Source organism: Methanosarcina spelaei, assembly GCF_002287235.1.
GTDB lineage: Archaea > Halobacteriota > Methanosarcinia > Methanosarcinales > Methanosarcinaceae > Methanosarcina > Methanosarcina spelaei.
The window spans coordinates 1-20,384 of record NZ_LMVP01000046.1; the positions used below are offsets into that span (position 1 = coordinate 1).

16 protein-coding genes are annotated in these 20,384 nt (G+C 39.9%); 11 read left to right on the plus strand and 5 right to left on the minus strand.

The window, feature by feature from the left end:
* Positions 1-158 precede the first annotated feature (158 nt).
* Positions 159-737 carry a flavodoxin family protein gene (locus ASJ81_RS03750; RefSeq protein ID WP_095643343.1) on the minus strand — a complete coding sequence of 193 codons (579 nt, stop codon included), beginning with the start codon at positions 735-737 and terminating at the stop codon, positions 159-161.
* Positions 738-991: 254 nt separating this feature from the next.
* Here ASJ81_RS03750 and pta point away from each other — a divergent pair, with 254 nt between their 5' ends.
* Both pta and ASJ81_RS03760 read left to right on the plus strand, forming a co-directional pair.
* Positions 992-1,996, plus strand: coding sequence for a phosphate acetyltransferase (pta, locus tag ASJ81_RS03755; protein ID WP_095643309.1), 1,005 nt, complete (start codon positions 992-994; stop codon positions 1,994-1,996).
* Positions 1,997-2,117: 121 nt separating this feature from the next.
* Positions 2,118-3,344 (plus strand): acetate kinase, encoded by a 1,227-nt coding sequence (locus tag ASJ81_RS03760; protein ID WP_095643310.1) that lies wholly within the window; start codon positions 2,118-2,120, stop codon positions 3,342-3,344.
* A 59-nt stretch (positions 3,345-3,403) separates the two neighbouring features.
* Here the strand turns inward: ASJ81_RS03760 and ASJ81_RS24140 are convergent, their stop codons facing one another.
* Positions 3,404-3,538, minus strand: coding sequence for a hypothetical protein (locus ASJ81_RS24140; protein WP_275112527.1), 135 nt, complete (start codon positions 3,536-3,538; stop codon positions 3,404-3,406).
* A 160-nt stretch (positions 3,539-3,698) separates the two neighbouring features.
* Between ASJ81_RS24140 and ASJ81_RS03765 the strand changes: the two genes are divergently transcribed.
* The 6 genes from ASJ81_RS03765 to ASJ81_RS03790 all read left to right on the plus strand — a co-directional run bounded on the left by ASJ81_RS03765 (position 3,699) and on the right by ASJ81_RS03790 (position 11,540).
* Entirely contained in the window at positions 3,699-4,454 is a 756-nt protein-coding gene (locus ASJ81_RS03765; protein ID WP_095643311.1) for an acetate--CoA ligase family protein, read from the plus strand.
* 319 nt (positions 4,455-4,773) lie between these two features.
* Positions 4,774-5,382, plus strand: coding sequence for a helix-turn-helix transcriptional regulator (locus tag ASJ81_RS03770; RefSeq protein WP_095643312.1), 609 nt, complete (start codon positions 4,774-4,776; stop codon positions 5,380-5,382).
* A complete protein-coding gene (locus ASJ81_RS03775) occupies positions 5,379-6,227 on the plus strand; it encodes a hypothetical protein (protein ID WP_095643313.1) in 849 nt (282 codons plus the stop codon). The genes ASJ81_RS03770 and ASJ81_RS03775 overlap by 4 nt, the downstream gene beginning before the upstream one ends.
* Positions 6,227-7,708 carry a HEAT repeat domain-containing protein gene (locus ASJ81_RS03780; RefSeq protein WP_095643314.1) on the plus strand — a complete coding sequence of 494 codons (1,482 nt, stop codon included), beginning with the start codon at positions 6,227-6,229 and terminating at the stop codon, positions 7,706-7,708. The genes ASJ81_RS03775 and ASJ81_RS03780 overlap by 1 nt, the downstream gene beginning before the upstream one ends.
* A gap of 299 nt (positions 7,709-8,007) precedes the next feature.
* Positions 8,008-9,417 carry an S-layer protein domain-containing protein gene (locus ASJ81_RS03785; RefSeq protein ID WP_095643315.1) on the plus strand — a complete coding sequence of 470 codons (1,410 nt, stop codon included), beginning with the start codon at positions 8,008-8,010 and terminating at the stop codon, positions 9,415-9,417.
* Positions 9,418-9,788: 371 nt separating this feature from the next.
* A complete protein-coding gene (locus ASJ81_RS03790) occupies positions 9,789-11,540 on the plus strand; it encodes a hypothetical protein (RefSeq protein ID WP_245859765.1) in 1,752 nt (583 codons plus the stop codon).
* Between the two features lie 206 nt (positions 11,541-11,746).
* On the opposite strand, the gene ASJ81_RS03795 is transcribed toward ASJ81_RS03790, so the two are convergent.
* From ASJ81_RS03795 to ASJ81_RS03805, 3 genes are all read right to left on the minus strand, one after another.
* A complete protein-coding gene (locus tag ASJ81_RS03795; protein ID WP_095643317.1) occupies positions 11,747-11,941 on the minus strand; it encodes a 4Fe-4S dicluster domain-containing protein in 195 nt (64 codons plus the stop codon).
* Between the two features lie 254 nt (positions 11,942-12,195).
* Positions 12,196-12,492, minus strand: a complete 297-nt coding sequence (locus tag ASJ81_RS03800; RefSeq protein WP_095643318.1) for an Hsp20/alpha crystallin family protein — start codon at positions 12,490-12,492, stop codon at positions 12,196-12,198.
* A 634-nt stretch (positions 12,493-13,126) separates the two neighbouring features.
* Entirely contained in the window at positions 13,127-13,669 is a 543-nt protein-coding gene (locus ASJ81_RS03805; RefSeq protein ID WP_048108792.1) for a uracil-DNA glycosylase, read from the minus strand.
* 495 nt (positions 13,670-14,164) lie between these two features.
* Between ASJ81_RS03805 and ASJ81_RS03810 the strand changes: the two genes are divergently transcribed.
* From ASJ81_RS03810 to ASJ81_RS23560, 3 genes are all read left to right on the plus strand, one after another.
* Positions 14,165-15,403, plus strand: coding sequence for a phosphoglycerate kinase (locus ASJ81_RS03810; RefSeq protein ID WP_095643319.1), 1,239 nt, complete (start codon positions 14,165-14,167; stop codon positions 15,401-15,403).
* A 558-nt stretch (positions 15,404-15,961) separates the two neighbouring features.
* The gene (locus tag ASJ81_RS03820) at positions 15,962-16,564 is read left to right on the plus strand and encodes a TIGR00296 family protein (protein ID WP_095643321.1); all 603 of its coding nucleotides are present in this window, start codon (positions 15,962-15,964) and stop codon (positions 16,562-16,564) included.
* A gap of 533 nt (positions 16,565-17,097) precedes the next feature.
* The gene (locus ASJ81_RS23560; RefSeq protein WP_095643322.1) at positions 17,098-20,040 is read left to right on the plus strand and encodes a PKD domain-containing protein; all 2,943 of its coding nucleotides are present in this window, start codon (positions 17,098-17,100) and stop codon (positions 20,038-20,040) included.
* Positions 20,041-20,384 lie beyond the last annotated feature (344 nt).

Sequence of the window (20,384 nt, forward strand, 5' to 3'; positions counted from 1 at the left end):
AGGAAATGCTAACATTCAGGTGTTTTAAAACATCAATCGGATAAAAATGGATTATCCAACTTTCTCTGTTCTCGTTATTTTCAACTTTCCCTTTTCTCGTTATTTTCAATTATCTCTTTTTTCATTGTTCTCAGCCTTTTCTACTTACAATTTTTCATTCAATCCTTATCTCTGTTATTCTGGATAAGTTCCAGAACCTCACAGAGTTTTTTTGCAGTTTCGGAAACAGTCTGCATACCAATGGAGTCCTCTTCTACCGGGTTCAAGGTTATTCCACCGAAATGAGAATTATCGCCAACTGCAATCATACCGTGAATATGCATCCAATCGTGGATTGACTGAATGGTTTTTTCCTGACCCCCGTTTCTTGAACCTCCAACTGAAAGAGCTGCTCCAACTTTGTTTTTAAGTGTAAAGTTATTGCGGCGAAGAAGGACACTTCTGTCAAACAGGGCTTTAAGCTGGGCAGGATAATTCCCCATATATACTGGCGATGCAACAATTATACCGTCTGCAGCTTTCATTTTCTCATAAACTTCCTCCATACTGTCCTCAATAACGCAGGAAGCTTTCTCTATGCAAGCTCCGCATACTTTACAGGGGGCAATTTTTTCTTTTGAGAGGAAAACAGTATCGGTTTCAAAGCCTCTCTCTTTTGCAATTTCGAGAGCAGCTGCAATCATTTTCTCACAGTTCTGACCTTTTCGAGGGCTACCTGAAATTCCAAGTATCTTCATTGAAATCATTCCGGAACTCTTTTATATTAATTTATCATTGATATTCAGTAATATTGTCTTAAGTCTTACGGATCTGATATAAAATTAGTCCAGATCATTAAATATCTCAAGATAAAAACTTGCACTTAAAACGGCGCTGGGTGTTTTAAATATATATTTTTCATTTTTATATATATCTCTATCCATTTTACGTAAATTTATATATTAAGACCCAGCTAACTTAAACTACTCCAATTATATAGGAGGTTGGTTGATTGGTAACATTTCTAGAAAAGATCAGTGAAAGAGCAAAGAAACTCGACAAAACAATTGCTTTACCTGAAACTGAAGATATAAGAACCCTCCAGGCAGCTGCCAAGATTCTCGAAAGAGGTATTGCAAAGGTCGTCCTTGTCGGTAAGGAGGAGGACATCAAGGCCCTTGCTGGAAATCTTGACCTCTCAAAAGCAAGAATTGTAAATCCTGAAACATATGAGAGAAAAGACGAATATGTTCAGGCTTTCCACGAGCTGAGAAAACATAAAGGTGTTACACTCGAAAGCGCAGCCGAGATTATGAAGGATTACGTCTACTTCGCTGTTATGATGGCCAAACTCGGTGAAGTCGACGGTGTAGTCTCAGGTGCTGCTCACTCTTCCTCTGATACACTTAGACCCGCTGTCCAGATCGTTAAAACTGCTCCTGGTGCAGCTCTAGCATCTGCTTTTTTCATCATTGCCGTACCGGACTGTGAATACGGGTCAGATGGGACATTCCTCTTTGCTGACTCGGGTATGGTCGAAATGCCCAGTGTGGAAGATGTTGCAAACATTGCTGTTATTTCTGCAAAAACCTTTGAATTGCTGGTTCAGGATACGCCATATGTTGCGATGCTTTCTTACTCCACCAAGGGAAGCGCACACAGCAAACTGACCGAGGCGACAGTTGCTGCCACAAAGCTTGCACAGGAACTCGCCCCTGATATCGCAATCGATGGAGAACTCCAGGTAGATGCAGCAATTGTTCCCAAAGTTGCAGCTTCAAAGGCTCCAGGAAGCCCTGTTGCAGGCAAGGCCAATGTCTTTATATACCCCGACCTCAACGCTGGAAACATTGCATATAAGATTGCCCAAAGGCTTGCAAAGGCTGAAGCTTATGGCCCTATAACTCAGGGACTTGCCAAGCCAATTAATGACCTATCCAGAGGATGCAGCGACGAAGACATTGTCGGTGCCGTTGCAATTACCTGCGTCCAGGCTGCAGCACAGGACAATAAATAATCTCAAACGTTTCTATATTTATGAACGTTTTAGGAAGCTTTTTATTGACTTTCATATATAAAATATTTTATTGTATATATAAAACGTAAATTAAAAGCAATCTATGAATTGGGGTTTAGACATGAAGGTATTGGTAATAAACGCAGGAAGCTCATCCCTGAAATATCAATTAATTGATATGACCAATGAGTCCCCTCTTGCAGTCGGTCTCTGCGAAAGGGTTGGAATCGATAACTCGATCATTACTCAGAAGAGGTTTGATGGCAAGAAGCTGGAAAAGCAGATTGACTTGCCAACCCACAAAGTAGCTCTTGAAGAAGTTGTCAAGGCTCTTACGGACCCGGAATTTGGTGTCATCGAAGATATGGGTGAAATCAACGCGGTCGGGCACAGGGTTGTACACGGTGGAGAGAAGTTCACAACATCTGCTTTGTTTGATGAGGGTGTAGAAACGGCTATCAAAGATTGTTTTGAACTGGCACCCCTTCACAATCCTCCAAACATGATGGGAATCTCAGCCTGTGCAGAAATTATGCCTGGAACGCCTATGGTTATTGTTTTCGACACTGCATTCCATCAAACCATGCCTGCATATGCATACATGTATGCTTTGCCATATGATCTGTATGAAAAGCACGCAATACGAAAATACGGTTTCCACGGGACTTCTCACAAGTACGTTGCCGGAAGAGCTGCCCTTATGCTCGGAAAGCCTATAGAAGATACCAAAGTTATCACCTGTCACCTTGGAAATGGTTCAAGTATTGCAGCAGTGGAAGGCGGAAAATCTGTTGATACAAGCATGGGCTTTACTCCTCTTGAAGGGGTTGCAATGGGTACCAGATGCGGTTCCATTGACCCGGCAGTCGTTCCCTTCGTTATGGATAAAGAAGGCCTCTCAAGCAGAGAAGTTGACACTCTCATGAACAAGAAGTCCGGTGTACTTGGAGTTTCCGGGATCAGCAATGACTTCAGGGACCTTGATGAGGCAGCATCTCACGGTAACGAGAGGGCCGAGCTTGCCCTTGAAGTTTTTGCATATAAGGTTAAGAAGGTTATTGGTGAGTATTTGGCTGCTCTCAATGGTGCAGATGCGGTGGTCTTTACTGCTGGTATCGGAGAAAACAGCGCAAGCATTAGAAAGAGAATCCTTGCCGGCCTTGATGGTCTTGGTATAAAAATCGATGAGGAAAAGAACAAGATCAGAGGCCAGGAAATCGATATCAGTACCCCTGATTCAAAGGTAAGGGTCTTTGTCATCCCAACCAATGAAGAACTTGCCATTGCAAGGGAAACAAAGGAAATTGTTGAGACCGAAACTAAACTGCGTAGTTCGGTACCTGTTTGATAGTAAAGGGGAACTCTCCTTTACTTTTTCTATTTTTAACTTTTAGTCTCATTAAAAGCTTAAGCTGTACTTTTTTGTTGAACTTGCTTTGATGTAGGGTTTGCTGTTACGAACTCAATTTCTGCTGTTTTTGTTCTTCCGTTTCTACTGCTTTTGTCCTTCTGTTTCCACTGTTTTTGTTCTTCTGCTTCCACTGATTTTGTTCTTCTGCTTCCACTGATTTTGTTCTTCTTTCACTGTTTTTTCTTCTACCACTTTTTCTGATTTTTGAAAAATAATTTTTTACCTTCGAGAGTTGTAGTTTTTATTGTCATAATATTAATACCCAAAGAATAACTGTCCTTGAGCTGTCATATGATTATGAAACAGGTGGATCTTTTCCCTCAAACACCCAAACCAGATCGGATATTGGTAGCCAGGATTTTTGAGACTGCCAGAGAAAAGAACCGGTACATACTGGGCCTTGAAGCTTTTGACATTCTGAAAGCTTACGGCATTCCTGTAGTAAATACTATATTTGCAAAAACTGTAGAAGAAACTGTAATTGCCGCAGAAGAGATAGGTTATCCGCTTGTAATGAAGGTTGTTTCTCCGCAGATTTCTCATAAATCCGATATTGGAGGAATCAAACTTTCCCTTAGAAATGCTGCTGAAGTAAAAGCTGCCTATCAGGACATAATGGATAACATCTCAAAGAAATTACTGGACGCATCCCTTAAAGGTATACAGCTTCAGCCAATGCTCTCAGGCGGCAAAGAAGTAACTCTAGGAATGGTTCACGACCCCACTTTTGGGCCAATGATGATGTTCGGTCTTGGTGGAATATATATAGAAATTCTTAAAGATATCCGGTTTGCGATAGCCCCTTTTGACGAAAGAGAAGCCAGAGATATGATCACAGGGATTAAAACCTATCCACTCCTTGCCGGAATCAGAGGGGAAAAGCCTTCTGACATTGATGCGCTTGTAGACATAATTCTCAGAGTTTCAAGCCTGGTTTGCGATTTTCCGGAGATTGAAGAGTTTGAGATAAACCCTATGATGGTTTTTGAAAAAGGAAAAGGCGCACTTTCTGTGGACTTGAGGTTAATACTCAAGAATGACCTGTGACTTTTCTAGGTCAACCGTTGACCCGAAACTGTTGACCCGAAACCGTTGCGCCGGTTTATCACGCCTATAGGGTTAGGGGATAAGTTTTTCAAACCCAAACGTTACTGGAGTTTTCGCTCAAGCCTTTTTTTAAAAGGGTTGCAGGTAGATTTTCTGTTTTTCCCAAATCCTTCTCAAAAATCTTTTCGCTATCGAATGGCTGTGGTTGCAGAATTCTGAGACGTTTCGGGCCTGGTCATAGTAAAATTATAACATTTGTTTCGTACATACTGGGAGTAGTAAATGAGGTGGTAAGACGGCCCAGGAACGGAAAAGACTCATGCTGGCTGTGGGTATCCTGCTTATTTCGAGCACTATAGCTATTAATCTCCTCCTTGAGGATTCACCAGTGGTAATCCAGCTTGAAGGGGATACGTTCAAGGTTGTGGATATCCCGTATGTGTATACCGTAAAAGAAGCGTATATTCTTCTTTTTTCCGGATTTTTTGGAGGTCTGGCGCTAGCTCAGGTTCTACTGTACCTGGGGGTTCAGGGTTCTGAGCTTTCAGTAACCGGACAGGCAGCACAGATAGCGGCTCTCAACGTTATCGCAGAGAAATCTCCTGAGAAAGTTTTTGAGTTAGAGCTTGAAAATTCTGCTGTTGAGGAAACTTTGCCCAGGGCTAACATCGACCCTACAGATGTCCTTCTTCGAGCTCTTGAAGGGGATGAGAGGAAAGCCATTGAACTGATTGCAGCAAAAGGAGGAAGAATTCTCCAGAATGAACTCGTAAATTCTCTTGACTTTTCCAAAGCCAAAGTTTCTCGAGTTCTCATGAACCTGGAAAAGAGAGGCATAATAACAAAGAAAAAATATGGGCTTACAAACTGCATTTCGATAGCTGATGAGCTTAAAGATAACGTGGGGCTGAGGGGTGAAATGAAATGAAGAAAAGTGCTCTTATTTCGGTTTCAGTTGTTTTATTGGCTCTGGTTCTGGGAGGGTCATGGTACTATGGAGATGGGGCCGATGTAAAAATTACTGATATGTATGCTTCTCCTTTTGGGGCAGGTGACCTTGGAAAACTGAACATAACGCTTCAAAATAACGGTTTAAAGCCAGTGGATGTGTGGCTTGAGATTGAGAACGCTTTTGTGGATGAAAATGGGGTGAGTTACTCAACACCAAGGCTGATAATCTCCAATAATTCAACAAATCCATGGGATGAAGGATCAGCTTCTCTTCAGAAGCCGATAAAGCTTGTTCCAGGAAATAATTCGGTCAAAGTATGGCTTGGGTATAAGCTTCCAGGGGAGTACCCTGTGAAGGTTAGGGTCGTTCAGAATAGCAGGCTTCTGGATGAAGAAACGTATCCTGTAAATATCCCGTTTCCAGAAATTCACCTTAAGCTGGAATACGAAATGGAAAGCAAAAACAATTCTGATGTTTACAGGATCTATGGCTATATTATTAACAAAGGGCTTAGCAATGCGAGGAACGTGTCAACAAACCTTACAGTAACAAACGAGAGAACCGGAGAACTGGTGCTTACATCTTCCGAATTTTATGATGCAGGAGAAAAAGATAAAAGTCCTCTGTGGACCTGGCCCGACTATCCCTATGCAATTGTGGAAATTGCACATAGCAAACCTTCGGGAAAATCTTACATGCCTGTCAAGAACGTGGTGATAGGGAGCAGCGAGGACCGCTTCAAGGTTAATGTAACGGCCAAATGGCAGAATCAGGTGGCTTTTGCCGAACTATTAATCCCTCCAAAGGAGGAGACCAGGTGATGCATATGAAAAAGCGAAGTCAATTTTGCAGCAGCAGATATGCAAAACTCTTGCTTCTCTTAGTTTTGCTTTCCAGTATATGTGCTGGGTGTCTTGGCCAGGATCCTCTTAAAACCAGAGCAGAGAAATTAGTTGGAAGTCTAGGGGATAAAGATAAGGAGGTTGCTTCAGCTTCGACTAATGCACTTATTGATATTGGGGAACCTGCAGTTTCATCACTTATTGAAGCTTTAAAAGATGAAAATCCGCAGGTACGCAGTTATGCTGCTCTTGCCCTTGGAGAAATAAGAGATAAAAAAGCTGTGGAACCTCTGATGGAAATCCTCGATGATCCCTCTCCTGAGGTTCGTAGGAATGCAGCTTATTCACTTGGAGAAATTGGAGACATAAAGGCTGTTGAACCCCTTATTGAACTATTAAAGGACGAAGACGTGGAAGTAGTTCGCTTTACAGTAATTGCGCTTGGGTTATTGAAGGACCCCAGGGCAACTGAGCCGATTTGTGAAGTTATGGATCGTGATGATGCTAGAACACAGCATGAAGGTAATCCCGATATACGCCATCAAGCTATATATGCCCTTGAAGAAATCGGAGATCCGGCTTGTACAGATACTCTTCTGGATCTGTTGGGTGATAAAGAACTCGGATGTTCGGCTGCCAATACGCTTGGCAGCTTTAAAAGTGAAGATGTATTTGAAAAAGTAGCTAAAAAGCTGCGGAACAGTAACCCCACAGTTCGGACTAATGCCATAACTGTGTTTGAATCTAACCGTGACCCTGCTGCTGTTCCTCTCTTGATTAAAATGCTGAATGATGAGGTTCCAGAGGTTCGAAAAGAAGCCATTCGTAGTCTGAGTTCTTTTGAAGAGCCTGAACAGGTTGCCATGAGCGAACAGCTCATGATTAATGCTCTTGGGGATAGTAAATCCGAGGTACAGGAAGAAGCTGCTCGCTCTCTTGGAAGGTTAGGAAGCAGGGAGGCAATACCTTCTCTTGAAGGGCTCCTCCAGTCAAAGAACAAAAATCTCCAGAGTGCTGCTATTACGGCTTTGGGAGATATTGGAGACCCTGAGGCTGTAGACGTTCTTATTGCCACTCTTGCAGACAAAGATTGGTTAGTACGAGAAAATATTGTGAATTCTCTGGTTGAGATAGGAGACTCTCGAGCGATTGAACCTTTGATTTCCTTACTTGAAGATGAAAGCTATAGAGTGAGGAAAAGTGCTGCAGAAGGCCTTGGGAAATTTGGAGATCGGAAAGCTGTTGAACCTCTCCTCAAGGCTCTTGAGACCGAAAGAGAACAAGAAGTCAGAGTTTCTGAGGTTAGAGCTCTTGGGATACTGGGAGGACAACAAGCAATGGAAGGCTTGAACCGGATAAGCACGGACCCAGATGAGTACGGGTTTGTAAGGACTGCTGCAGAGGAGTCACTGGAAAAACTCAAGAGAGGAGAGACAGGAAATACCTCTTCTCCTTCTTAAACAGTCCATCTGGACTGCAAGACTGAAGTTTTTATTAATCTAGCAACAATTGCGAAAATTTAGGAGTCCGGAAAGAGCTCTTACATTTTCCAGGTTTTTGATCGACAGTGATCAACTATTAGCCGAGGCTATGCTAGATTTTTCAATATTTGAAATGTGAAGTGAAAAGTAAAGTGAAAAGTAAAGTGAAAAGTAAAGTGAAAAGTGAAGTGAAAAGTGAAGTGAAAAGTGAAGTGAAAGTGAAGTGAAATGTGAAGTGTTTAGAAAGTATCTGCAAAAATAAGGAGGAAAAATAACAAATGAAGAACCATACAGCAATTTTACTGGCTGCTCTTGTTGTCTTAACTGTGTTTGCAGCAGGCACTGCAAGCGCAACAGACACCGCTAGCAGTAATAACAGTACTTACAATGTTGTTTATGCGGATTATAAGTGCGAGAGCTGGTCTGACGAACAATACCCTGTAATCGATCTGTTTGGAGACAAATATGTTCCGCTGTTCAATGATAGCGAAAATATACGGGACTTACATGTTAACAAGCTTGCCAGACTCGTTCTTGACAGCAATGAAACTTATACCTTCAAAAACAATGAAAAATTAAATCTCGGAAATGGTTATGCTCTTGAAGCCAAGAAAATCGATATTGACAATGAAACTGTCTGGCTAGAATTCACTAAAGATGGAAAATTTGTAGCGAGTCAAAATATCTCAGTTAATACCGGGGAAAATAACAAGACATGGAATGTCACTCTTGACAATGTTGAGGGTGAAAACAATATTGTTGTCATGAAAGTGTATGTCAACCAATTGTTTGCAGGTGTAGAAAACAATATTGTTCGGATCGACGGAGTTTGGCTTATTGACTATGCAAATGCCAGAACACTCAATATTGGGGACAAATTGGGAGATTTTACACTTAAGGAAATCACGAGCGGAGTAGATAAATCTAATCTGAGAGGTCTTGTTTTCAAAAATGACATGAATAATTCTTCTGTAACCTGTAATATTGTCGGTACAAATTATAAATGCTCTAGCTGGTCTAATGAACAGTACCCATTAATTAGGTTATTTGAAGAGAACTATGTTCCATTGTTTGCAAATAATAGCTCAATCTGGCAGTCCAATATTGACAAGCTTGCTAAGCTCGTTCTTGATAGTAACGAAACTTATACCCTCGAACCCAAAGAAAACCTGGATCTTGGCCATGGATACGCTCTTGAAGCTAAAAAGATTGATATTGTCAATGAAACTGTTTTGCTCGAACTCACCAGGAACGGGCAACATGTTGCGGAAAAAAATATCTCAATAAGTTCCGAAGACAACAAGACATGGAATATTGCCCTTGACAATGTTCAGGGTGAGAACGATACTGTTGTTATGAAAGTTCACGTCAAACAGTTATTCGTGGGTACAGAAAAAAGTATTGTTTGGATCGATGGAATCTGGCTTATTGACTATGCAAATGCCAGAACACTCAATATTGGGGACAAACTAGAGGGATTCACGCTTGAGAAAATCATTGGTGGAGTGGATGAAGCTGATCCGGGTAGTCTGACTTTCGAAAGTGTTCCGGCTTCTAATTGTTCCGCACCCTCTGATTCCGAAAAGGTATCAGCAAAGTTCACTAATAAAAGTATGGAATCATCCATCTTATGGTGCAAGGAATTTTGGGGATATATCTCAATGAAAAGCAAACAAACTTTTTGCTGAAAATAATAAAAAGATCACGTCAAAGGGAACGGGGTATCTCAAGCTCAGACAACATAATAAGAATGAATGTCCTGTCTCACAAAGTTTTGCACTATTTGTTGACTCGATGTTAACGTGATATTGACTATTTGTTGACCTGAGCATCTTACTTTGTGAAATTGAAATCGAAAAAAAGCAATAAAGCTGAGTCTGCTTAGAGGAATCTTTCGACATGGATCGAGTATGAATGGAAGTGATTGAAACATTTGAAGGTTTGATCTTTAATTTTCAAAAGAAATTGAACGAAATGAAAAGAAATGGATAATCAGATAATATCAGGCAATTTTCGTCATAAAGTAATTTACAAATAAATAAGCTTGGATGGGGTTCTAATGTTAAAAAGTATATTGATTATGATGTTATTATTACTTTCTGCCAGTGTAACATTCGGCTCAGTATCAGAAGATCAAAATTCTAGTGTTACACAGCTTAGCGATACACACAATACGCAGCTTAACAATACACAGTTTAACAATACGCAGTTTAACAACACACAGTTTAACAACACACAGTTTAACAACACACAGCTTAACAATACACAGCTTAACAATAATACACAGTTTAAAGTTATACAGTTTGAAGATATTCTTCCGAAAGAAAAAGGATTCTCAGTAAGTTATACAGCATGGAGCCCTGATGGACGATACTTACTGGTTACCTCTTCCAAATCGATTTCCTTTTCAAATAATATTCACAGGCAATATCTATTAGATACGAAATCCCATACATTCGGAGAAATCGATTATGGAGTAAAAGAATTAAACAGTTATTCTATACCCGGAGCAGAGTGGTCTCCATCCGGAGATAAGATGTATTTCCAAATCTCAAGATTTGCTGGCCCAAAAAACTCTGGAAATTGTTTCATAATTTGCAATCCCAATGGTACTGATTTGAAGAGTGTAGGGACCAACTATAATGACATTTCAGACATATTAGAAAACATTGGGAATATTGGTTTTCAGAGAAATCTTGAGTGGAGCCCTGATTCCAGTAAAATCACATTTGAATGGGATAATCCCGAAAACCACTCAACTAAAGTCTACATTGCAAGCAAAAACGGGACAAATGCCAGCGAAATTTCTTCAGATACATATCCACAGCCCGATTGGTATGATTCTGACAAAATCTTCATTACTACAGATGAAGGAACTGTAAATCTTATCAACGAGAGTGGAGACTTGATTCGGACTTTCCAGCCCGAGAATAAAAATAAAAAGTATTGCAAGTTTTCGCTCAGTCCTGACAGAAAAAAAATAATCCTGGTTTCGGGTTTACCAGGGAGCTTCAATTTGCAAACCTATATATCTAATACTGACGGTTCGGAATTGAAAGGAAACATTTCTTATTACGATGGTAGTGAACAACGTATCTTGACAAAAGAATACTGGCAGCCAAATGGTTCACTTCTTCTGGTGAATCAGAAAGATAATCTCTATATCGTGGAAGGAAAAGAGAACAATAAGCGCCTTTTGTATGAAGGCAATGCTAGTGAACCTAAATGGTTCCCTGATGGAAAGAAAATATTATTCGTTGAAGATAAAAATAAGCTGTATTCAATCGATACCGATGGAACCAATTTGACCTTTATAACCAGCTTCGGACTTACATCTTCTTATTTCTGGAATTTATTCTGTGACCCTCTTGAAAAGGTTAAACAATTTTCAATAAGTCCGTCTGGAGATATGATAGTGTTCACATCTGCCCTTTATCCTGATACCGGAAAGATCATTGAAAATGAACCAGGCCCTTCAAAATGTCAAAATGTAGCTGCTCCTTTATTCGTTGTTAATTCTAACGGTTCTAATCTCACTCAGATAACGCCTACAATAAAAGGTAGACATGATATCTTTAGAGAGTGGAGCCCCAATGGAGAACAGCTCATTATAGGGTCTATTCAGTTTTCTTCAGATATTGACTGGGAGTATAAAGAAAACTCTCTTGTAGAATTCAACACGACGAATATCTCTTCTAACTCCTCTTCTAACTCCTCTTCTATCTGGAAAAATATATATGTGAAGGAAATTGTGGGGAGCGAAGAGTCCAGTACTGTTGATAAAGTCCAAGAGACAAATCCAGCTCCATAAACACCTGACAGGTTACTGAGAATAAGGAAAAAGCAAGAAATCTCCTTGCTTTTTCTTCTTACATTTTTTGCCTGTACCTTGATGAACCAGCAAACGGTATCGTTCCTCAGGGCACAGATGATAGGTATCCTGGCAGATTTGAACCTGAGCAAAAGAATGACTTTTTTCTGGTGTCCCTGCGGAGGATTCTCAGGAGATTACTCAGCTCAATCTTCAACAAGTTCGATAGCATTTTCCGGACAGGCTTCCACACACTGATAACACTCTATGCAATTTTCCGGGCGGGCTACAACTGCTCTTTTTACTCGATCAATTTCTTCAATATCAAAAACTTCTGCAGGGCAAACTTCGTAGCAAGCAAGAGCCCCGGTACACTCTTTATAGTCGATTACTGGATGCATTTTCCTTCCACCGTGTTCTTTCCAGGTTAAAAGTTCAATTTGCAGTAGCTAATACTAATATCGATACGATCTTGTTATTTGCCTTTTTACTGAATTTCAAGTTTACAGTTTTTTTTACCGAATTTCAAGTTTACAGTTTCTTTTACCGAATTTCAAGTTTACAGTTTCTTTTACCGAATTTCAAGTTTACAGTTTCTTTTACCGAATTTCAAGTTTACAGTTTCTTTTACTGAATTCCAACGCCTGGATATCTTTTACTGAATTTCAACATTGACAGTTTCTGAGCTTTCTCTATAGGGCACTATCACGAACAGTTTTCCATCGCAGTATCTCGCAACTGCCTTTTGAGAGACAACCCCACAGCAGAACGCGTAAGTTCCGGCGTATTCGACTCCGGTTTCTTCTCTTTTCGCTCTTACGAAAAATCCTTCTTCAACCATCTTTAGTTCAATATTCTCTTTCTTTACTCCAGGCAGATTAATCTGGATTTCCAGGTTTCCCTTGTCATCAGAACACGAAAATACATCAGGAGACATTTTCACCATAGCCATACTACCCCTCCCGAAGAGTCTTTCCCCGGTAAGCTATATAAGATAATAAATTTCATCCGTATATCCGGGAATTTGGTGTAAGGTGTTAAGGCATCCACGTCTTGGATCTCATTTTGGAACATAGATGTTTCGACATCAGATACTTGAATATTAGATGTTACGGCACAAGATTTGAATCTTAGACGTTACGAGACTAGATATCAGAGTCTTAAATTTACGACATTAGATATCGATTTTTATTCAAATTCTTGTTCCTAACCGCCACACAAACCCCAATAATAAAGTAAAAATCTCGATATTTATAATTTGTGAATGGATATATCGATTCATAGACCGTTTGGACCTGTATCATTCTAATTTAGAAAGATCAGATAAGCGGGTAATAAAGCTTTACTACGGATTCCTGAAGTGGTGACATTCAAGCTTGTAACTCTGTGGCTAACTTTATGGCTTGTAATTCTATGGTTTGTAACTCTATGGCTTGTAACTCTATGGTTTGTAACTCTATGGTTTGTAACTCTATGACGGTAACTCTATGACGGTAACTCTATGACGGTAACTCTATGACGGTAACTCTATAGCTGGTAAACTTCTGTTACTTTGCTTGCAATGGCATGGCTGTCTTCAGGGACATTCAACTCCATAGGTCACGATTTTTGTCAATGAAAGCACGTTGGATCTCCTTTTTTGAGGAGGTGTAAATCAGGGCTGCAGGATGGTAAAGTTTCAGGATCATTCTTCCTTCATGTTCCACAGGGACTCCCCATTCGAGTTTTCTCCCAGGGCAAAAGGACTTCTCGGCTGTATTACCAAGAAGGATTATGATTTTCGGGTTAAGCAGGATTATCTGAGAAAGCAGGAAGGGTTTACAGCACTCGATCTCGTTTGTCCTGGGCTTCCGGTTTTCGGGCGGGTGACATTTAACCGTATTTGTTACCATCCAGTCTTCTTCGGAAAGCCTCATGTACTCGATCATTTTATCCAGTTCTTTTCCTGCCCTGCCATAGAATGGAATCCCTGTTTCATTTTCGCTTTTCCCGGGAGCTTCTCCTATAAAGAAAACTTTCGGATTACAGGACCCTTTTCCTATGACTCTTCGGATTGCGCTTTTGTGGAGCGGACACCGGGTGCATTTAATTATCTCCCTTGCAACAGTTTCGTATCCGGCTTCCACCATTATTCTGATTCTCTCTTCAAAATCTATACGGTTATCCTTTTCATATGTCGTTATCTTCTACCTCCTTTAGTATTTTTTTCTGTAATCCGATATATTCTTAAATTGTTGCCAGTTTTTGATTCTGACTTTTATATAAAACTCGTAATCCATTTCATGAGACCTGCACGCAAACAAACTTATTTATGGAAAAAATTCCATGACAAACATAACCACTATTTGATGATAAAAAATTCTCTAAAATTTATTCATTTGTATTCGGTTAAGGATTTTGAGCTGCTGATCTCGATTTCGACGGAAAAACTCAAACCCAAATGTTTAGTGTTTAAATTGAAATCGATATCAGATTCCAGTTTTGCATTTGATGAATAATTTAATAAATTTTATGAAAATCAATGCAATTGATAACGATTTTTCCTTAACCGATGACCAATGAAAATTTATTATTAAACTTTATTTTCTATATATAAAATCTCATTCACAAAGGTGCGCTGAGGTATGACTTCTAGAAACTTTCTTACAATAGATGATTTTGACACGCACGGAAAGACAATTCTTGTAAGGGTTGACCTGAACTCCCCTATGGATCCACAGGGTAATATTCTGGACGATATGCGGATCCGAAGCCATATTGCCACCTTGAAGGATCTTGAGGACGCAAAAGTTGTTTTGCTTGCACACCAGAGCAGGCCAGGAAAAAAAGACTTCACCACAATGAAGCCTCATGCTAACCTGATGTCCAAATATCTGGGAAAGCAGGTTCTCTATGTAGATGATATCTTTGGAACTTACGCAAAGACCAGGATTGCTTCTATGGAAAATGGGGATGTCATCCTGCTCGAAAATGTAAGGTTCTATTCCGAAGAAAGCCTCGAAAGATCTCCATCAGAACAGGCAAAAACTTATCCGGTTAAAAAACTGGCACCTTTTGTGGATATCTTCCTTAACGATGCCTTTGCCGTATCCCACAGATCTCAACTTTCCGTAGTCGGATTTACTGAAGTTCTCCCTACAGGAGCCGGAAGAGTTATGGAAAAGGAGCTCACGTCTCTGAATAGGGGGATCAAAGGAGGAGAAAGGCCAACGATTTTCGTGCTCGGTGGAGCTAAAGTCGATGACTCGCTCCGGGTGGCGGAAAATGTACTTGCAAACGGAGGGGCTGACCGTGTACTCCTGACCGGAGTAGTAGCAAATGTGGCGCTTGCAGCATCAGGTATAGATATCGGAAAAGTAAACCTGGACTTTATCAAATCCCAGGGCTATGAAGACCAGATCGAAAAAGCGAAAGGTATACTTGCGAAATTCAAAGATAAAGTTGGTCTTCCCAGGGACGTGGCTTTAAACGATAATAAGAAGCGGGTCGAATTACCTGTTTCGGAACTTAACTCCGATTCTCTCCCTATAAACGATATTGGGCTTGAAACCATTGTGAACTTTACCAGTGAAATCGAAAGTGCAAAAACAGTTGTTTTAAATGGCCCTGCAGGAGTTTCCGAAGTTGCTGATTTTGCCCTTGGAACGCACGAGATTATAAAAGCTGCTACTAAGTCCGAGTTTTCAATTATTGGCGGTGGACATATTTCGGCAGAAGTCGAGCATCTTGGGCTTGCACACCGTTTCTCTCACATCAGTACAGGCGGTGGGGCATTAATTGATTATCTCTCAGGAGTAAAGCTTCCTGGTGTAGAGGCTTTGAAGGCTGCAGCTAAGAGATATGAGGAAGCTAAGAAGATCTGATTGTCCTGTTTCCTTCAAGTTCTAGCATTTGTAAAAAATAAGCTTCTATTGGGAGTTCCTTTCTGGGAGCTCTCCTTTGCCGAACTCCCTGGCTTTTCTTTTTTAAAATAATCCTTTTCATCTTCCACTTCTTAAAAGTGATATTCAGGAAGTATACTTTACCAGTTCCGATAAACATACTGTTAACTAGCTTTAACATAAATATATCATACTAACTTAGGGTAGATATGCACATCTGGCACTTGCAGCTAGTACTGGTATGCTAGTAGCACTTACAGTTGGTACTGGTAATGCTAGTGCTTCGATTCCAAAATAGATTCCCTATTTCCTGGAAAAATCCGTGATCTTCGGATCAATTCAAAAGTTAAGTTTTATGAATCTATTTGAGAATCGCAGTACTAGATCACTTACAGTTGGTACTGGTAATGGTGGAATTTAAGTTGATAATGGTAATGCTAGTAACATATACGGTTATGCGGTAATGATAATAATGACATCTAATGCTGGTTAAGGGTTACAGGAAATAATTCAAAATAAAGTTGAGGTGTTGGTTCAAGTATGCTTACAGATATTGAAGGCAGGGCTGCAGTCAAACTTGCAAGGAAAACGATCGAATTGTTCCTATCGGAAGAAAGGCTTCCAGAACCTCAGGAACTTGATTTTGAGCTTTCGCCTGTTTTCGGGGAGAAAAGAGGAGTATTTGTTACACTTACGGAAAGCGGGCTTCTTAGAGGCTGTATAGGGCATCCGTTTTCGGATTCTAGACTTGAGGACGCAATTATGGATTCTGCAATTTCTGCGGCAACTCGAGACCCGCGTTTTCATTCTGTGAGAAAAGATGAACTGGATGATATAGTTGTTGAGGTAACAGTTCTTACCCAGCCTGAAAAAATTAATGCTCCTGCAGAAGAACTTCCTGAACGCATAGAGATCGGAAAACATGGGCTCATTGTAAAGCAGGGCTACTGTCAGGGACTCTTGCTTCCTCAGGTTGCCCCTGAGTATAATATGGATTCTCTCGAGTTTCTGGGCCATACCTGCCTGAAAGCTGGCCTTTCGCCTGACGCCTGGCTCAAAGGAGCCGAAGTTTCCTGTTTCGAAGGGCAGATTTTCAAGGAAAAAGAACCAAGTGGCGAGGTAATTGAGGAAAAATTGCAGTAAGACCGAAAGTTTTGATTGCCATTATTTGTCATGGCCTTAACTTCTGACTTTTTAATTTCTAATTTTTTAACTTCTAATTTTTTAACTTCTAATTTTTTAACTTCTAATTTTTTAACTTCTGATTTTTATCTGGTTCAAACTCAAAACACACTTATATAGACTTCTATAGACTTCTTTAATTATTCATCCTCTGAAGTGGATAAAAAAATTTATATTGTTAAAAATGTATCTTTTTCATACTGTTGGCAGAGTTCCTGAAGGATTTTTACTCAAGTTTCTCAAAAGCTATTTCATTCCTAACCATTAAAGATTTTCAGAATTATTTTCGCGATCATGATCTTGATGATTATTCAAGATACGGGTTTAAGAAAAAAATTTTGAATATTGGGATAGGCTTTTAACTAAACTGTATAAAATGCTGCAGGAACTGACAACTATTAGACTACAACTTACCACAAACACACCAAGTAATTTTTAGCTAAGTGAGTCAGCCAACATTAGTATTTTTACTTGCAACTAAAGGAGACAGATAAATGAAAAACCGAATATTAATACTTTTTTTTCTTGTGTGCCTTTCTACACTGATAAATATCCCTACTGTTTTATGTATGACCCCCCCAACGGTCTACGTTTCAGGAGATAGTAGTGGTGATTTTTACTGCGATGGAACAGATGATCACGAACAGATTAATCAGGCTCTGAAGTACGTAACCGAAAATCCTGGTTATACGACTGTTTATCTCAAAGGGCCATTTACATACGTTATTAATAGTACACTTCTAATCGGTAACAATACTACTCTTGAAGGAGACTCAGATGCTGTTATAAAACTGGCTGATAATGCAGGCTGGAAAAAAAATGTACCCCTGATTCAACAGAATGACAGTTCAGGAAACCGGAATATTACTATTAAGGACTTCAAAATTGATGGAAACCGCGAAGAAAACACTAACGTTAATAGCGGAACTGATTATTACAACCTTATCCACTTGAGCAATTGTCAGAACGTCGATGTATACAATATGTATCTTACCAATAACCATGGAGACGGTCTAAGAGTTAACAACTGTTCTAACATAGAATTCCATGACAATAAGGTATATTCACTGGGACATGATGTTCTATGTACCATTAAATGTTCAGTTGTGGAAGCCTATAATAACAACATAACCTGCAGAATGAACAGTGGACTGAGAACTTACAATACAAACAATGTGAGGTTCTACGGCAATAATATCACATCCGAAGGTTATGGAGGTGCAGGAATTCAGATCCAGAAGGAAGGAAACAGTTATAAAATGAATAATATTGAAGTGTATAATAACACGATATACAGGACTGCGCTTTCTGGAATCTGGATTTTTGGATCCGGAACTTATTCTCCTTCATCAGCAAATGCCTATGTCCACCATAATCAGATCTATGATACAGGAACCAACACTAACAATGGTAATATTGGGGGAATAGTGTCTGATGGATTCAATGTCACTATTGAGAATAACGTGATTGACGGAACCTATGGAGTAGGCATTGCACAGAAAAATGTGTATTCTTCTTCACCTCTGAGCGGCTCAGGATATGTTATCACAGCGAGAAATAACATTATAACAAATATCCAATCATCATTGGCTCAAGGAAATGGAGTTGGTATGTCTAATTTCCTTAAAGATACACATTCTTTTGTTCTGCAAAACAATTGTTTCTATAATAATTCTGGTGGTAATTACTCAAATGTAAGTGCAGGATTGGGGGACATACAGTCAGATCCTCAGTATGCAGATAGAAATAACCATGATTACCATTTAAAATCAAAATCAGGGCGATGGAACGGGATCGAATGGGTAAATGACGGTGTAAGTTCCCCATGCATTGACGCAGGATATCCCTTATCGGACTATTCTAACGAACCGGAACCCAACGGAAAAAGGATTAACATAGGCAGGTACGGAAATACGGGAGATGCCTCAAAATCAGAAATAATACTTCCTGTAGCAAACTTCAGTGCCAACAAAACAGAAGGTAAAGCGCCTCTAACTATCCAGTTTAATGATAGTTCTGAAAATGCAATTTCTGTAAGCTGGGACTTTGACAATAACTCCGTTATTGATTCCACAGAAAATGATCCAGTTTATGAGTTCACAACTGTAGGAACTTTTACCGTTAATCTGACAGCAACTAATGAAAATGGTACAAGTTCAAAGTTAGCTACAATAAAAGTTACCGAGAAATCGGTACCAGTTCTTCCTGTGGCAAACTTCACTGCAAATCTTACTGTGCGGTTCATTGACACATCCATCAACAGTCCAAACAAATGGATATGGGACTTTGGAGATGGGACTAATTCAACCGAACAGAATCCTGTACACACATTCAGTAAAGAGGGAACATACAATGTTACCCTGGTTGCAACAAATGATGAAGGTTCCAGTGAGATAAGATCAATGATTATCACCGTAAAATCCGTACTGACGCCACCGGTTGCAAGCTTCGCTGCAAATATGACAGAAGGAACAGTTCCTCTTACTGTGAAATTCACTGACACATCCGCCCGCCGTCCAACAGGGTGGAAATGGAACTTTGGAGACGGTAATACATCAACAGTTCAGAATCCGGTATATACATTCAGTGGTGCAGGAACATACAATGTCACCCTGGTTGCAACAAATGGTGACGGTTCAAGTGATGAAAGTTCAATGAATATTAAAGTAAACCGCGTACCAACTCCACCGATTGCAAGCTTCACAGCAAACCAGACCGTAGGAACAGCTCCTCTTACTGTGAAGTTTACTGATACATCTACAAACAGTCCAACCAGTTGGAAGTGGAGTTTTGGCGATGGTCAAACATCAACAGTTCAGAACCCTGAGCATACGTTCAGTGGTGAGGGAACATACAGAGTTACCTTGACTGCAACAAATGGTGATGGTTCAAGTGCTAAAAAATCAATGGACATTAAAGTAAACCGTGCACCAACACCACCAGATGCCAACTTCACTGTGAATCAGACCGAAGGAACAACTCCTCTTACTGTGAAGTTTACTGACACATCTACTAATAGTCCAACTGAATGGAAATGGAACTTTGGCGATGGGGTTACCTCTACCGATAAAAGTCCAGTCTATACCTATACTACTGCAGGAACATTTACTACTACTCTGAACGTAGGCAACAAAGATGGTTATGACACCGCAAGCAAAACAATAACTGTTACTGAAATCCCTCTTGGTTCACCAAAAGCAAGTTTTACAGCAACCCCTCGGATTGGACATGCGCCTCTCACAGTTAAGTTCACAGAAAAGTCCAGCAATGCAACCTCAGTAAAATGGAACTTCGGCGATGGAACTACCTCTACCGAATCTAATCCAACTCATACCTATAAAACTAATAAGGTTATAGAGTTTTACACTGTGACATTAACTGTAACCAATGGAAAAGAGTCAAGTGTTGCAACTAATTATATATATGTTCTCATATAAATCCAGTGAAATCCAGCAACGAAGCCTTAATAGTGTGAGATTTTGGCAATGAGAATGCAATAGCACCGAGTCGAATCAAGGTCACACCTACAAGGCTGCAGAGAGTTACGCTATGATATTAACTGCAATCAATGGCAAAGAATCAAATATTTCAACCAAATTAATAATTGCCGAGTAATACTATAAGATATATTTGTGCTAGCAAAAAGCAATGGCAGGCAAACCTGCCATTTTATTCTTATTTTATCTAGACTTTTTATCCAGACAATTCTACCATTTTTCTGTAATTCATCTGGATTGGAAATGTTTATACGTAGTGAACTTAGAGCTTATCTGAAAAAATT

What these genes read in the sequence shown, in the direction of transcription:
- ASJ81_RS03750 (WP_095643343.1), bottom strand. Translation starts at nt 737, where the DNA reads ATGAAGATACTTGGAATTTCAGGTAGCCCTCGAAAAGGTCAGAACTGT.
- ASJ81_RS03760 (WP_095643310.1), top strand. Translation starts at nt 2,118, where the DNA reads ATGAAGGTATTGGTAATAAACGCAGGAAGCTCATCCCTGAAATATCAA.
- ASJ81_RS03765 (WP_095643311.1), top strand. Translation starts at nt 3,699, where the DNA reads ATGATTATGAAACAGGTGGATCTTTTCCCTCAAACACCCAAACCAGAT.
- ASJ81_RS03770 (WP_095643312.1), top strand. Translation starts at nt 4,774, where the DNA reads ATGCTGGCTGTGGGTATCCTGCTTATTTCGAGCACTATAGCTATTAAT.
- ASJ81_RS03775 (WP_095643313.1), top strand. Translation starts at nt 5,379, where the DNA reads ATGAAGAAAAGTGCTCTTATTTCGGTTTCAGTTGTTTTATTGGCTCTG.
- ASJ81_RS03780 (WP_095643314.1), top strand. Translation starts at nt 6,227, where the DNA reads ATGCATATGAAAAAGCGAAGTCAATTTTGCAGCAGCAGATATGCAAAA.
- ASJ81_RS03785 (WP_095643315.1), top strand. Translation starts at nt 8,008, where the DNA reads ATGAAGAACCATACAGCAATTTTACTGGCTGCTCTTGTTGTCTTAACT.
- ASJ81_RS03790 (WP_245859765.1), top strand. Translation starts at nt 9,789, where the DNA reads ATGTTAAAAAGTATATTGATTATGATGTTATTATTACTTTCTGCCAGT.
- ASJ81_RS03795 (WP_095643317.1), bottom strand. Translation starts at nt 11,941, where the DNA reads ATGCATCCAGTAATCGACTATAAAGAGTGTACCGGGGCTCTTGCTTGC.
- ASJ81_RS03800 (WP_095643318.1), bottom strand. Translation starts at nt 12,492, where the DNA reads ATGGCTATGGTGAAAATGTCTCCTGATGTATTTTCGTGTTCTGATGAC.
- ASJ81_RS03805 (WP_048108792.1), bottom strand. Translation starts at nt 13,669, where the DNA reads ATGGTGGAAGCCGGATACGAAACTGTTGCAAGGGAGATAATTAAATGC.
- ASJ81_RS03810 (WP_095643319.1), top strand. Translation starts at nt 14,165, where the DNA reads ATGACTTCTAGAAACTTTCTTACAATAGATGATTTTGACACGCACGGA.
- ASJ81_RS03820 (WP_095643321.1), top strand. Translation starts at nt 15,962, where the DNA reads ATGCTTACAGATATTGAAGGCAGGGCTGCAGTCAAACTTGCAAGGAAA.
- ASJ81_RS23560 (WP_095643322.1), top strand. Translation starts at nt 17,098, where the DNA reads ATGAAAAACCGAATATTAATACTTTTTTTTCTTGTGTGCCTTTCTACA.